This window comes from Paenibacillus sp. Root52, from assembly GCF_001426865.1.
GTDB lineage: Bacteria > Bacillota > Bacilli > Paenibacillales > Paenibacillaceae > Paenibacillus.
Window position 1 is genome coordinate 37,194 of sequence record NZ_LMFO01000031.1, and the last position, 14,364, is coordinate 51,557.

Below are 14,364 nucleotides of genomic sequence, written 5' to 3' on the forward strand. Positions count from 1 at the left end.
GTCACTGCTCCTCCTTCCAAGGAACCAGCCGGGGTTCCGGATCAAGAATAGACTCATAGTGTTCGAGACTGCCCCATTGTCCATCTGGATCAATGCGCTTGTAACGCAGATATTTACGCACCCGATCTTCCAGACTACCTGCCCAGCCGAGGTGCTGTACTTTTAATTCGGTATTCATGCCAGGTAAGACCATGCAGGACAGGGGGAGACGGGGAACATGATGATTTTGCTGTGGATAGAAATAGGGATATTCAGGTATATATCGTACAAGTGAGGCTGTGTGCCTCTGGTGTAGCTTCCATAGCTCATCCTCCCGATAGTGAGTACGCCCACCCCACATATCGTAGAAACGAAATGCTACCCAGTCCGCATGCTCTTGGTTAATGAGCTCCCGCATGGCTTGTTTGGCTTTTGTACCGTACAGCTCATCAGCATCGACAGATAGCAGCCAGTCTGGTGAGGTGCTCACAGCTGCTTGCCATAAGACGTTACGTAGACGCCATTCCTGAGCAAATAACGGTTGTTCAAGCACCTCTAAGCGGACAACCTTGGGATAAGATCGGCAGATGTCTGGCGTTCCATCTGTACTGGCATCATCCACAATCACGATCTCATCTACAAAATCACTCAGATTGTGCAGCACTTCCTCCAGGTATCGCCCACGTTCGTTTCGAACCTGAAGTATTGCAGTCAGTTTGTTGTTTTGGCTTTTGCGGATTCGCCGGATGGAGGCTGGCTCTGTCTCGAGGATTGGCTCCCGCATATGCTGTCTGCGTTTCTTCGGATCAAACATTAGGGCACCTCCCCAAGTAGCTGTTGTATCGCTTGATCCAGCAGTTCCATTTCGACAATTCGTTCAAGAGCATGCTCATCATCAAGAGCTGATTCTAGAAATAATGTAACTGCTCCATGGCGTTCTCCCCGCAGGGCTAGAGCGGTACCGGACAATTGGCGGTAATCTTGCTGGCTGGCTTGATCCACAATATCTGCGGCATGAACCAGTTTAAGTGCTTCCTCTACACGTCCAGTTTCCTGGAAAATGCGAAACTTCCAGTGCCGGGCCGTTTCTCCGCCGAGCTTATCGAGTACTTTTAAAGCCGTTCCATAATCATCATTTAGACGTAGTAATTCTGCCTGAACGAGCTGATGCTCTCCAGCCTCCAACCAGCGACATAGCTGCTCGTAATGATGCCGTTCCTGATCCGTGGCGGCAGTCGTTCCATACACTTGCAGAGCATTCTCCACTTCCCCGGCTCTTGCCTGAATGGCGGAGAGGAAGCGGTAGTGTGATTGAAGACAGTCAGAGCGTCCACATGTGATCGCATGGGCAAACGCTTCTTGAACTGTTGCGGCCGCCCGCGAGTCTTCCAATATATATTCATAAGCAGCGAGCAAAAAGGAAATCGTCTCATGTGCGCCTGTTTTGGAACGGAGCTTCCGATAATAATCTGCTCTTAGCTTACATTGAAGCTGGGTAACCGTATCTGTGGCACTGCTATGGATCTGTTTGAGTGCGTGCAGAAACAGCATTTCGTAATCCCGCAGTGGAATTTCAAGCTCATCTTTTTGCATCATGCCAGTAGGTGTAGGGTCTTCCCCGCCTAGCCAGACGGTGCGGACACCTTGAAATACCAGCTTCATATAACGTGTCTCTGAGGACGTACATACCAGATTAGAAATGCCGACCAGCTTGCTAATACAGCTCTCCCAGAGCGGCGAGTCAGCTTCCTCTTGGACAGGTTCTGGCAGGAGCGTTATCAACAGATCAGGCTGAATGGAGGCTACTGCGGTAAGCCAGTACGGATGCGCAACGACTGCAACAGTACGAGGCTGTTGTAGCAGTGCTTCCGCCTCCAGTAAGGATATTAACGTAATCGCTGCAGGTAGATCGTCTGACCGTTCCAGATGGCTAACATAGTAGACTGCTCCTTCAGCAGCCAGTAGTGCAGCAATGTCTGGATAAGGAAATGTCGACCATCCCCCTTTACGGGGAAATAGAACGTAGTGAATTGGAGAGAGGGACGTCTCTTTATATTGTTGAGCTGTCTCGTTCGGATGAATCTGACTCTCGCTGGATTGTACAGGTTCTTCCACGGGCTGGATCACCTCACTTTGTTTGCATTTATACTCGGATAACACGGATATAATTCGTTGAACTCACTCCATATGTAAAAGCCTTTGTCGCACAAGGAATAGGTTGCCTGACATTAACATATGGGCATTCCGTCTCAAACATGAGCAACTTCCGTGAATAGACGAAGTTGACAAGCGTCCCAAATAACAGAGAACCGTACTTTGAATTCGTACTAATGTGTGACCGTCGTCACATTTTTGTGGATTTTTTGACTAAGTTTGTGATTATTATCACATGTATAAAATAGGTAATCTGGCACAATACGTTCATCAATGTATTTGGTGGACAGACAGCGAAGGTGCAGCTTCAATCCCAAGTACATACATAATAATGCGAATAGAAGAGAAAGAAGGGGGAACGGTATGGATCCGATCATGCTATCGCGAATCCAATATGCGCTCACAACGATTTTCCATTTCTTTTTTGTGCCGCTGTCCATCGGTTTAGTGCTGCTGGTAGCGATCATGGAGACGTTGTACGTCATGAAGGGGAAAGAAATTTACAAAACGATGGCCAAGTTCTGGGGCAAATTGTTCCTGATTAACTTTGCGGTTGGCGTCGTTACAGGTATCCTGCAAGAGTTTCAGTTCGGTATGAACTGGTCGGAGTACTCCCGCTTTGTTGGGGATGTATTTGGTGCGCCCCTGGCTGTTGAGGCCTTGCTGGCGTTTTTTATGGAGTCTACCTTTATAGGGCTATGGATATTTGGCTGGGATCGTTTGTCCAAAAAAGTCCATTTGGCCTGCATCTGGCTAGTGTTTGTCGGTACCTTCTTATCGGCACTGTGGATATTAGCAGCGAATTCATTCATGCAGCATCCAGTGGGCTTCGAGATCAACAACGGCCGAGCCGAGATGAATGATTTCTTCGCACTGATTACCAATGGTCAGCTGCTCGTTGAGTTTCCGCATACGATCTTTGGAGCTTTAATGACAGGAGCGTTTGTTGTAACAGGAATCAGTGCCTATAAATTAATGAAAAAGCAGGACGTTGAGATTTTCCGCAAATCGTTCAATATTGCGATCATCATTGGTCTTGTATCCTCCTTCGGTGTAGCCTTCTCTGGGCACTTCCAGGCACAATACCTGGTTGAGACCCAACCGATGAAAATGGCAGCCAGTGAAGGAACGTGGACAACAACAGAAGACCCTGCACCATGGACGGTAGTTGCTTTCATCGATCCGGAGAAGCAGGAGAATTCAGGGGAGATCAAAATCCCAGGATTGCTGAGTTACCTTTCCTACAGTACATTTTCGGGCAGCGTCAAGGGTATGAAAGAATTGAATGCAGAATACCAGCAGACTTACGGTCCTGGAGATTACATCCCACCGGTACGTACGACCTTCTGGAGCTTCCGTATTATGATTGCGGCGGGTGGTTTGATGATTGCACTTGCTCTATATGGTACTTACCTGGCTATGCGCAAGAAGCTGGAAGTGGCAAAGCCGTGGTTTATGCGTCTCATGGTATTTGCCATCTCTCTGCCGTTTATTGCGAACACTTCTGGATGGATCATGACCGAGGTTGGTCGGCAGCCTTGGACGGTATTTGGCTACATGACGACGGAGGCGGGTGTTTCACCGAATGTATCGGCAGGTATGATCTTATTCTCTACGATTGCATTCACGGCTGCGTACACCGTTCTGGGTATCGTGATGGTTTATTTATTTGTGCGTGAGATCAAAGCAGGGCCATATGCTGTAGATCAGCCAGAAGATCAGGACGAATCAGCCGATCCGTTCGGCGTGGATGGGGGGTATTCCGTTGTCACTAAGTGAGCTGTGGTTTTTGTTGATCGCCGTATTATTTGTGGGGTTCTTTTTCCTTGAAGGCTTCGATTTTGGTGTAGGCATGTCATCAGGTATCATCGCCAAGACAGACCGGGAGCGTCGTACACTCATTAATTCGATAGGTCCGTTCTGGGATGGGAATGAGGTGTGGCTGATTACGGCAGGGGGTGCCATGTTTGCGGCCTTCCCGCACTGGTACGCCACGTTGTTCAGTGGTTTTTACCTGCCGCTAGTTGTGGTGCTGTTAGCTCTGATCGGACGCGGGGTGGCATTTGAATTCCGCAGTAAAGTAAAGCAGCAACAGTGGCGCAAAACGTGGGATATCATCATCGTTGTGTCCAGTGCTTTGCTGCCCTTCCTGTTCGGCGTTGTGTTCGCTACGCTGATGAAGGGTCTGCCGATTGATGGAGAGATGCAGCTTCGTGCAGGTTTTCTAGACATCGTTAATCCATATACGGTCGTAGGCGGTTTAAGTGTGACCTTACTGTGTCTAGTTCATGGACTATTATTTGTCTCACTGCGCACGGTTGGCGACCTAAGAGAGCGTGCTCTCCATACAGCGCGCCAATTGATGCTTCCGCTTGCGGCTATGCTTGTCATTTACGCAGTGATGACCTATCTCATGACCGATATTTTCACTGTACGGGGTTGGGCACTCTGGATCATGGTGATCCTTGGGGCAGGAGCACTGGCTTTAGCGAATTATTTCGTTCGTCAGAAACGGGAAGGCTGGGCGTTTGGTATGACGGGAGCTGTAATCGCGATTTCTTTTGCTTCGGTATTTATCGGTCTGTTCCCAAGAGTGATGATCAGTTCGTTAGGCTCTGCATTTGACCTGACCGTATATAATGCTTCCTCGGGTGGGTACTCCTTGAAAGTGATGACAATTGTAGCGTGCACCTTACTGCCGTTTGTCCTTGGCTATCAGATCTGGAGTTATTATGTGTTCCGCAAACGCCTGAACGAGCAGCACCACCTGGAGTACTGATATGGGACGCGGGCTGATGAAGCTGCCGGGCATCCGGCCAGTACTGGCGCTGGCTTCAGCGCTAGTAATGCTGCAGGCGATGACGATCATTATGCAGGCCAAATGGCTGGCACAGGCCATCACAGCTTTGTTTGAAGGTTCATCCGTAACAGAGCAGTACCCGGTACTGCTGCTGTTCCTGGCTGCTTTTGCTGCCCGCTATGCTATATCTTATTGGTTGCAGCTTGTAACCTCACAGTATGCTGAGCGAACGGGAACCGATCTACGAAGGCAGTTGGTGGAGCAATGGTTTCGGTTAGAGCCACGCTTTGCCAAGACGGAAGGCACAGGGCATCTGGTGACTTTGGCACGAGAGGGAATAGCTCAATATATAACGTATTTGGAACTATTCATTCCCCGAATGTTAGGGATGGGATGTATACCAATTGTGCTGCTGTTATATGTGTTCAAACTGGACGTGATGTCCGGGGTGATTCTCATGCTAACCCTTCCCATTCTGATCACGTTCCTCATTCTGGTTGGTCTGGCTACGCAACGCAAAATAGATGGTCAGTTCAAATCGTATAAAGCACTAGCCAATCATTTTGTCGATACCCTGCGTGGGTTAGAAACATTAAAAACCTTGGGACAGAGCGAGCGGCATGCACAGACGATTATTCAAGTTAGTCAGCGTTACCGCAAAGCTACAATGTCTACGCTACGAATGGCGTTTCTCTCATCGTTTGCACTCGATTTCTTCACGATGTTATCGGTGGCTTCGGTGGCGGTTGGTCTGGGACTGCGGCTAACGGAAGGACATATGCTGCTTGGCCCTGCGTTAACGGTGCTTATTCTGGCGCCGGAATATTTTTTGCCAGTACGGATGGTCGGTGCGGATTATCATGCAACATTGGATGGTAAGGAAGCAGGAGAAGCGATTCACCGGATGATTGAACGAGGTAAGCAAGCTGCACGTGAGCAGAAACAAGCCTACGATCAGGTGATCTTGCATACCGAAAGGGAGAACAAGCCGTCAGCAACGATGAAGATTCATCTTGCAGATTCTCAGCGATCGGCAGTTCAGCAGAAGCAATTAACACAAGAGGATAAGCCTCCAACCTATGATGGGTTATGGAGCAAGACCAGCCGATTGGCGTTAACGGATCTACAGGTTCGTCATGAAGAGGGTGCTCCTCCTTCGCTTACGGACGTAACGTTTCAGGTTTCGGGCACGAGCAAAGTTGGCATTATCGGAGCCAGTGGAGCGGGCAAATCCACCTTGATTGATGTATTAGCTGGCTTTCAGTTGCCCACCTCTGGTCGTATGGTCGTGGATGGGCGACCGATATCCCCAGATATGTTGAAGTCGTGGAGAAGTCAGACTGCGGTCATCCCGCAGCATCCCTATATTTTTAGCGGTAGTTTAGCGGATAACATTCGTCTCTATCGACCTGAGGCATCGAACGTAGAGCTGGCTGCAGCGATTCGTGCAGCAGGATTAAGTTCACTAGTGTCGTCATTGCCTCACGGAATGGATGAAAGGATTGGTTCTAGTGGTCGACAGCTCAGCGGTGGACAGGAGCAGCGTGTGGCTCTGGCGAGAGCTTTGTTAGGTGCAAGACCCATGCTGCTGTTAGATGAACCGACGGCACACCTGGATGTCGAGACAGAGTATGAGCTGAAGCAGACGATGTTGCCGCTATTCGAAGACAAGCTAGTCTTCCTCGCTACCCACCGTCTACACTGGATGCCACATATGGACTGGATTATTGTCATGGAAGCTGGAACCGTGGCGGAGACAGGCACGCATGCACAATTGATGGCGCGTCAAGGCGTGTATTATCAGATGATTCAGGCTCAGATGGAGGCGGTGTAAGGATGAGAGCTGGATATCAATCAATAGAGAAGGAACGTGACCTCCGCTCGGAGAGAAAATGGGATTGGATCACGCCTTATGTGAAGCAGTATCGTTGGAGGTTCGTAGGGGTCATAGCGCTGGGCACGGCTGCGATGCTGTGTGCCGTATTATTGCTCTTCACTTCAGGATACCTCATCTCTGCATCTGCTCTTCGTCCTGAGAATATTCTGATGGTTTATGTACCGATTGTAGGCGTACGTGCCTTCGGGATTTTCCGAGCGGTGTTCCGGTACGTCGAGCGATTGGCTGGGCATGATGCAGTACTGCGCGTGCTTGCGGATCAACGCGTGAAGCTGTATCGGATTTTGGAACCACAGGCGCTATTTCTTCGTTCCCGCATGCAGACAGGAGATGTACTAGGGGCGCTTGCAGAGGATGTCGAGCGTCTTCAGGATATCTATCTACGAACCATATTTCCAGCGATTACGGCGCTTGTGATCTACGGTGCTGCAGTGATTACTTTTGGTACGATAGATGTTGGGTTTGCATGCTGGATGGGACTATATATGTTGTTTCTAATCGGTGTATGGCCTGCCATATCGCTCCAAGTCACCTGGAAGTTAAACGTGAGGCTGAAACGGGAAAATAGTAAGTTGTACACTCGCCTTACGGATGGCGTTCTTGGTCTAGGAGATTGGATGGCAAGTGGTCGCGCTGTGGAATTTGTGCAACAACATGATGAAGAAGAAGGGCGAGCAGATGCCATTCGTCGCAGGTTGCGACAGTGGAGAAGATGGCGTGATCTCGTCGCCCAGCTTGTCATTGGGCTTATGGTTGTGTCCGTCACGGTATGGGCGGGCGGTGAAGTGGCGGCGATGCAACTGCCTGCGGTTATGATTGCAGCCTTTGTCTTGGTGTTATTCCCACTCACAGAAGCTATACTGCCTGTGGCAGATGCTGTGGAGCATATTCCGCAATATCGTGAATCGCTGAACCGTCTGCATTGGCTTGAAGCTCCTGAGGAGCAAGTCCTTTCGAAAAGGACGACGAATGGCCAAGAGCAGGAGAATGAGAACGAGACGAATCGACGTATTCGCTTGCGCATATCTCCTAATCTGAGAGCAGACATTGAGATTAACCGTATCAGTCACCGTTATACTTCCAGTGATGCCGATGCTGTGCAGGAAGTGTCCCTCGATCTTCCCCAGGGGAAACGATTAGCCATTCTAGGACGTAGCGGTGGGGGCAAATCTACACTTTTAAAGCTAATTCAAGGTGCAATCGTACCGACGAGTGGACAGGTGCTCATCAATGGTTTAGCTGTGCCAACGCTTCGTGAAGACATGACGGATGCCATTTCGGTATTGAATCAAAGTCCACATCTATTTGATACAACGGTAGCGAATAACCTACGAATTGGACGTTTGGATGCTACGAATGAAGAGATTCGGCAAGTGGCTGCACAAGTAGGTCTAGCCGAGCTGATCGAGTCATTGCCACAGGCATATGATACACCGATGCTGGAGACGGGTTTACGTTTCTCGGGTGGGGAGCGGCAACGGATTGCACTCGCACGGGTTCTGCTCCGTGAGACACCCATCGTGATTTTCGATGAACCAACCGTAGGGCTTGATCCGATGACGGAACGTGCACTTATGCGTACGATCTTAGACAGTATGCAGGGCAAAACGATGATCTGGGTGACCCATAACCTGATGGGTGCAGAGCAGATGGATGAACTTATTTTTATGGAAAAAGGAAAGATCGTCATGCAGGGTTCTCACGAACAATTGCTGGCAAGGGAAGAGCGCTACCGGCGGCTCATTGAACTTGATCGACCCGGATGGGCAGACCGGCAGAAACGGGAAAACCCATTATCACCTGTAGCTTTCAGATAAGATTACTGGAGGTGATCTGGTAGGGATGGTATGTATGAAGTGATAGATAAAAAAAGGGCTGTCCCATAATGAAGTGCATCCCATATCATTACAGGCTATTATTATTTTACCTGTTTACGATATGGGGAGCACATCAGACGGGGACAGCCCTTTAGTTGCTTTTGAAGTAATGAAACTGACACATGCTATTAACTATCATTTTCCCGAATCAGAGAGCTAACGAATCATAGAGTCGTTATTTCGTCGAATCAGTTAATGTTGGAGTTTTAGACACCGTTTTATGACAGGATAGCGATACTGAGATTCGTTAAATTTTGCATACGTAGATGATCCAATTTACGTCTCTACCAGCAGTAGAATAATAGACGATAGACAGAGGCATGTACTGATCAGATACAGGACAGCTACCACCTGTTTGTGATTTAAGCCTGCACGGAGAAGTCGGTAATGCGCCTGACTTGCATCTGCTTGATAGATTGCTTTGCCTTGGATGAACCGTTTGATGACAACAAAGATATTGTCAAAGATCGGCACGCCAAGCGCTAGAATTGGGATAAAGAGCGATAGTGTAGTGGCTTGCTTGAATGCTCCATCCAGAGCGATAACAGCCAGAATAAAACCAAGGAATGTAGCCCCTGCATCCCCCATAAATACTTTTGCCGGAGGTTTATTGTATTTAAGATAAGCCAAGGTTACACCCACTAGAATAATAGACATGAGCGCAGAATCACTCTGCCCTTTGACGACTGCAACGATGAACAATGTAACTGCCGAGATTGCCGATAATCCCCCCGCAAGTCCATCCATACCATCCGAGAAATTAATGACAGTAGTTACACCGAAGATCCACAGAATCGTCAGTATGAACTGAAGCCAGATGGGGAGCATGATGTACTCGGAATTCAGTGGGTTAACGAATCCAGTAAACGCAATTCCCGAAAGGAACACAAGCACGGCTGCGGAGATCTGAATAATCATCTTAGGTAGCGCAGGAAAGTCTTTCCCTTTGGTTTTGTACCAATCATCGATGGTACCAATCGTTAACAGAAGTATACCGCCGGCCACGAGAGCCGCCGTTTCCCATGAGAGTTCTTTGGTAAACATAATATATGTAAGGAAAAATCCGACGAATATCGCGTAACTAGCTGTTAGTGGAATAGGCTGTCTATGTAATTTTCTCTCCACGTCTTCACGTGGCTTGTCTACAAAGTCCAGGCGATGAGCCAAACGACTGAGCGGCGGAATAAGCACCAGCACGACAGCAAAAGACAACATAAATGCCACAAGATATATCATAACTTCTCTTGGTTCACTCCTATCTTCACATTTCCTCTTATTATACGAGCTTGGCAGGAAATCTGTCGATGTCATTATTGTAACCAGACTAGATTAAATGCGTGCTGAGGCACTTCAAGGGAAAATGACGCAGCAGGGTGCAAAAAGGCGGTGAAAGATGCGCTTCAGCGAGTTTTGAGAAACGCCCTAGAGAATCTCAGGCAGATACGGTGCAAAATAACGAAGAGCAGCATCTGTATTGTAGCCATCATCTCCTTGCCAGGTTGCGACAAATATAAAGTCGCCGGAGCCGCCTTTGCCTCTTCTCGGCTTATCTGTTGGAACGAGCAGACCGGCTGCGGCCCAAATCTCAAGTAGCGCATCCCGCTCTTGTTTGCTGGAAGGAAGGAGACCTTTCCACCGCTTCTCAAGTGAACGAGCGCTATCCTTCGGATCCCCAGTCTGTGCAGCTTCCAGAAGGCTCACCAAGATAGCTTGATCTTCAGGGGTAACCTCGGAGATTGCATCAGTGTCCTTATATAGAAGCTCTAGATCCATCAGACAGTAGAGAAGCCAGCCGTGGCGAACGCCACCCCACTTGATCCGTTCAAAATTCAGTACATTCAAATCTGCGTTTACGTATTCTTGATCCGATTGAAGTCGCAAGAAATTACAATCTCCGCAGGCGCTAGTATTGGCGTGTACAGCTCGCCGCTCGAGATAGGTGTGCAGAGGAAGCTGTGAAGTCAATGCCCAACTGGACAGGGCACTGCGTAAATGTACATTTTTGGTGGACAAACTATGTAGAAATGCAGTAACCACTCGTTCTTGGAGTGTATCGTCTTGATGAATTTCATGCAATCGTCGCACGATTTCGTCATGCGTAATCGTCAGCGGGTCGAACATCACGCCTTGGCTCTTGGCATAATCAAAGTCTTCCCCCGAGAAGGGAGTGGACACGGATTTCCAGCCTCCGCCGCCCCAGAACGTGCTCATCAGTATCTTAGCTGCTTTCTTGTCCATACAGGATGCCTCCTTATTATAGCTGTAATTGAAGCTCGGCTTCTTGTTAAGTAGTTAAGTAGGTTAGTTTGGATCGGTTAGGTTAATTATTCTTCTGTTGTATTCAGAATCATGTCTACAAGACCAGGAAACTGCGTATTCAAATCGTCCTTTCGTAGGGAATAAAAGTGCTGTTTGCCTTCAATGCGTGGTTGAATTACACCAGCTTCACGCAAAATTTTGATGTGATGGGACAACGTGGATTTCGATATATGGTCTACTTCGAAGGCAGAACAGTTCTTCTCGCCGGAGCTGGCTAAGCAATGTGCAATTTTCATGCGAATCGGATCACCGAGTGCATTACACACTGTAGTCAACTTCATTTCCGAAGCCATAGGAATAGTAGGAGTTCTCATAGTTAAGACGTTATCATATTCAGCGTGTTCTTTCAATGTTCGAAAAAATTCGAACTAAGTATTGTTATAGATTGTAAAGTGTGTTACATTTCTTTTTGTTCATTTCGAAAAAAATCGAACTAAAATATAAAGTTAACCTACTAGGAGGATTACAATGACCACATTATTAAACAACTATTTTCGCTTATTCGACGCTTCCCGAGCAGATGAGCGTGCGATGCAAGATCTATTGTCTCTCTTTACGCCTGATGCAGAGATTGTATTGAACGGAACGAGTAGAAAAGGGTTTGAAGGTTTCATGAAGGCATTCTATGAGTACAACAGTGATGTTAAACATATGTGGGAGAAATGGGAGCTCCAACCGGATGGCAGCTATCAGACCAATTGGGCGGTATGCGGGCAGTCTGCAGATGGTACTGTATATGCCAAAACAGGGATTGATATTGCTCGGTTGAATGATGCAGGACAGATTGTATATCTGGAGAATGTGCAGAACGATAAGGATGCCTTCAGTAAATATAACCAGTAAGGCGGGTTAAATATCTATGGTAGGACTAGCCTCGCTTAGAGGTTGTTCCCCTAAATTCAGTGCTGATGATAAAAGAAGTCTATTTAACGGCATGATTCTCATTGAATGTGACTCAGCTGAATTATAAATAAGAAGACTGCCTGCATAGGCAGTTTTTTTTTGCATACTCTACTTGCTGCCGAGCAGCAGAACTAGAGAGAGCCACTGGAGAGTCATTGAGGCGGTCTTAACGTAACGGATATAGGAGAGATCGACATAGTTGTATGATATAATATAGACCAAATATATACAGCGGAGGTCTGAATTGGAGAAGAACATGAAGTGGGTTTTATTGATTTTGGCGATGGCGGCAGGTAGCTTTTTTCTATCACTAACTCCATTTGAATGGTTAAATGTCATATACGATGTAGCTGTCATTATCACGATTATTCTTATTTACGTTTTAGTTTTTAGGAAGAGAAAATAAGCAGAGCCTTGGGCGTGAATCCCAAAGGTTCAATAAAATAATGATTAGAATCACTATACGCAAGACGTACCCAAAGCGAAGAAGTTAACAAGAGAGTGAGGTTAACATGTATCTTATCGCGTTTATAACACTTGTTATTACAGGCTTGGTAGCTATACTTCATATCGTATTTGATCTCAAGGCATTGGGCGATGGCATTGCTCTGTTCGTGAAAATATCTAATTTGTTATTTTGGTTAGCCTTATTATTTTTTATTTATAAAATGCCCACGAAACCAGGGAAAAGGAATTCAAAGAAGCCGTGAGGAAGAAGACGCCATCTGCGTAACAAACACAACAACAAACAGGCCCCACTGTTCATACGCAGGAAGCCTGTTATTTATGTTGTTCAGTTGTTCAATGGTTGGTATCCCTTCTTGAACGAAAGTCCCTACGGATGCATCGTTTTATTCTGAAAAGCAGCAATGTCCGCGTATTCTTCCTCGAACTTGCGGGATATGCGGATGAAGATCGGCAACAGCTCGCGATACACCCGAACATGCTCCTGATCTGGCTTATGCCGATGTGTCGAGCCAATCATATTGGATACTACGCTGAGAGAATCGATCTCTCCAAGAGCATACAGTCCCAGCACCGCAGCTCCAAGGCAAGAGCTCTCAATGCTCTCGGGAATGATCACATCCTGATCGAAGATATCTGCCATCATCTGACGCCAGAGCTCGGAACGAGCGAATCCGCCAGTGGCATGAATTTTGGTGGGACGACCAATTTTCTCTTCAATCGCAAGCATGACAGTATAGAGGTTGAACAGAACCCCTTCTAGTGCAGCGCGAATCATATGTTCCTTCTTGTGATGCAGCGTCAGCCCGAAGAAGGAGCCTCGTGCACTTGGATTCCAGAGCGGTGCACGTTCACCCGTCATATAAGGATGGAATAATAACCCTTCCGAACCGGCAGGTACATTTTCCGCGACACGGGTCAGCACTTCATAAGGATCGATCCCCAGTCGTTTCGCTGTCTCTACTTCGGAGGCGGCTAACTCGTCTCGAATCCAGCGGAAGATCACGCCGCCATTATTCACAGGGCCACCAATCACCCATTGATTCTCCGTCAGTGCGTAACAGAAGAACCGACCCTTGGGATCCGTCACTGGTTGATCCACGACGGTACGGATCGCCCCGCTCGTACCGATGGTTACAGCTACAACCCCGGGATCAATCGCATTTACTCCTAGATTGGAAAGCACCCCATCACTAGCTCCAATGACAAACGGTGTGGTCACCGCAATACCCATCTCCTTAGCATACTCTGGGTGCAGTCCCTGACGTAGCACATGTGTTGTCGGGACAAGATTGGATAGATGTTTTGGCGTAATGCCTGCCACTTGCAGTGCTTCCTCATCCCAATCCAGCTTCTCTAGATTCATAAGCCCGGTAGCTGAAGCCATGGAATGATCAATCACATATTGGGAGAACAATTTATAGAAAACATATTCTTTCATGGAGATCAATTTATGCGTTTGTTGGAACAATTCCGGTTGATCACGAGTGAGCCACATGATTTTGGTCAAAGGCGACATCGGATGAATGGGTGTTCCTGTTCGAAGATAAATGTCATGACCATTCATATCGGACTGGAGCACTTTCGTCCATTCGGCGCTGCGATTATCCGCCCACGTCATGGCTCGCATCAATGGTTTACCGTGTGCATCCACAGGCAGAATGCTGTGCATGGCAGAACTAAACGATACAAATAGGATCTCATCCGGCTTCACCTTCGCCTTGGAGGTAGCCTGTTTAACCGATGCGATGACGGCTTGAAAAATATCCTCCGCATCCTGCTCTGCGATGGCAGGTGTTGGGGTGTGCAGCGGATAATTCGCACTGCCTTGAGATACAATGGTTCCATTTTGCTCGAACAGAACCGCTTTGGTAGAGGTTGTGCCGATATCTACGCCGATCATATAGGGTGAAGAAGCCATTTTGTCATCCCTCTTTCTGCGGTATTTATCTACAGATAAGAATATCAGA

The 14,364-nt window shown here is 47.7% G+C and carries 11 protein-coding genes; 5 read left to right on the forward strand and 6 right to left on the reverse strand.

All coding sequences use genetic code 11. The features are described from left to right. Position 1: 1 nt before the first annotated feature. Positions 2-793 (reverse strand): glycosyltransferase, encoded by a 792-nt coding sequence (locus ASD24_RS25150; RefSeq protein WP_082560552.1) that lies wholly within the window; start codon positions 791-793, stop codon positions 2-4. Next, positions 793-2,094, reverse strand: coding sequence for a hypothetical protein (locus ASD24_RS25155; protein ID WP_056701808.1), 1,302 nt, complete (start codon positions 2,092-2,094; stop codon positions 793-795). The genes ASD24_RS25150 and ASD24_RS25155 overlap by 1 nt, the downstream gene beginning before the upstream one ends. Positions 2,095-2,496: 402 nt before the next feature. Here ASD24_RS25155 and ASD24_RS25160 point away from each other — a divergent pair, with 402 nt between their 5' ends. The 4 genes from ASD24_RS25160 to cydC are packed head-to-tail and all read left to right on the forward strand — an operon-like array spanning position 2,497 to position 8,647. Beyond that, positions 2,497-3,912 (forward strand): cytochrome ubiquinol oxidase subunit I, encoded by a 1,416-nt coding sequence (locus tag ASD24_RS25160; RefSeq protein WP_056701810.1) that lies wholly within the window; start codon positions 2,497-2,499, stop codon positions 3,910-3,912. Then, a complete protein-coding gene (gene cydB / locus ASD24_RS25165) occupies positions 3,884-4,912 on the forward strand; it encodes a cytochrome d ubiquinol oxidase subunit II (protein ID WP_056701811.1) in 1,029 nt (342 codons plus the stop codon). Before ASD24_RS25160 ends, cydB begins: the two co-directional genes overlap by 29 nt. A 1-nt stretch (position 4,913) precedes the next feature. Continuing rightward, positions 4,914-6,767 carry a thiol reductant ABC exporter subunit CydD gene (cydD, locus tag ASD24_RS25170; RefSeq protein ID WP_056701813.1) on the forward strand — a complete coding sequence of 618 codons (1,854 nt, stop codon included), beginning with the start codon at positions 4,914-4,916 and terminating at the stop codon, positions 6,765-6,767. 2 nt (positions 6,768-6,769) lie between these two features. Next, positions 6,770-8,647 (forward strand): thiol reductant ABC exporter subunit CydC, encoded by a 1,878-nt coding sequence (gene cydC, locus ASD24_RS25175; protein WP_082560553.1) that lies wholly within the window; start codon positions 6,770-6,772, stop codon positions 8,645-8,647. Between the two features lie 336 nt (positions 8,648-8,983). Here the strand turns inward: cydC and ASD24_RS25180 are convergent, their stop codons facing one another. The 3 genes from ASD24_RS25180 to ASD24_RS25190 form a co-directional block, all read right to left on the reverse strand. Beyond that, entirely contained in the window at positions 8,984-9,943 is a 960-nt protein-coding gene (locus ASD24_RS25180) for an MraY family glycosyltransferase (protein WP_056701816.1), read from the reverse strand. 186 nt (positions 9,944-10,129) lie between these two features. Next, entirely contained in the window at positions 10,130-10,945 is an 816-nt protein-coding gene (locus ASD24_RS25185) for a hypothetical protein (protein WP_056701817.1), read from the reverse strand. An 86-nt stretch (positions 10,946-11,031) separates the two neighbouring features. Continuing rightward, positions 11,032-11,307, reverse strand: a complete 276-nt coding sequence (locus tag ASD24_RS25190) for an ArsR/SmtB family transcription factor (RefSeq protein WP_442952610.1) — start codon at positions 11,305-11,307, stop codon at positions 11,032-11,034. Between the two features lie 187 nt (positions 11,308-11,494). Between ASD24_RS25190 and ASD24_RS25195 the strand changes: the two genes are divergently transcribed. Further along, the gene (locus ASD24_RS25195) at positions 11,495-11,869 is read left to right on the forward strand and encodes a nuclear transport factor 2 family protein (protein WP_056701823.1); all 375 of its coding nucleotides are present in this window, start codon (positions 11,495-11,497) and stop codon (positions 11,867-11,869) included. Between the two features lie 895 nt (positions 11,870-12,764). Here the strand turns inward: ASD24_RS25195 and gntK are convergent. After that, the gene (gene gntK / locus ASD24_RS25205) at positions 12,765-14,315 is read right to left on the reverse strand and encodes a gluconokinase (protein WP_056701829.1); all 1,551 of its coding nucleotides are present in this window, start codon (positions 14,313-14,315) and stop codon (positions 12,765-12,767) included. Between the last annotated feature and the right edge of the window lie 49 nt (positions 14,316-14,364).

Bases quoted from the DNA above. Each gene is read 5' to 3' on its own strand.
- ASD24_RS25150 (WP_082560552.1), bottom strand. From the start codon at position 793: ATGTTTGATCCGAAGAAACGCAGACAGCATATGCGGGAGCCAATCCTC.
- ASD24_RS25160 (WP_056701810.1), top strand. From the start codon at position 2,497: ATGGATCCGATCATGCTATCGCGAATCCAATATGCGCTCACAACGATT.
- cydB (WP_056701811.1), top strand. From the start codon at position 3,884: ATGGGGGGTATTCCGTTGTCACTAAGTGAGCTGTGGTTTTTGTTGATC.
- cydD (WP_056701813.1), top strand. From the start codon at position 4,914: ATGGGACGCGGGCTGATGAAGCTGCCGGGCATCCGGCCAGTACTGGCG.
- cydC (WP_082560553.1), top strand. From the start codon at position 6,770: ATGAGAGCTGGATATCAATCAATAGAGAAGGAACGTGACCTCCGCTCG.
- ASD24_RS25180 (WP_056701816.1), bottom strand. From the start codon at position 9,943: ATGATATATCTTGTGGCATTTATGTTGTCTTTTGCTGTCGTGCTGGTG.
- ASD24_RS25185 (WP_056701817.1), bottom strand. From the start codon at position 10,945: ATGGACAAGAAAGCAGCTAAGATACTGATGAGCACGTTCTGGGGCGGC.
- ASD24_RS25190 (WP_442952610.1), bottom strand. From the start codon at position 11,307: ATGAAGTTGACTACAGTGTGTAATGCACTCGGTGATCCGATTCGCATG.
- ASD24_RS25195 (WP_056701823.1), top strand. From the start codon at position 11,495: ATGACCACATTATTAAACAACTATTTTCGCTTATTCGACGCTTCCCGA.
- gntK (WP_056701829.1), bottom strand. From the start codon at position 14,315: ATGGCTTCTTCACCCTATATGATCGGCGTAGATATCGGCACAACCTCT.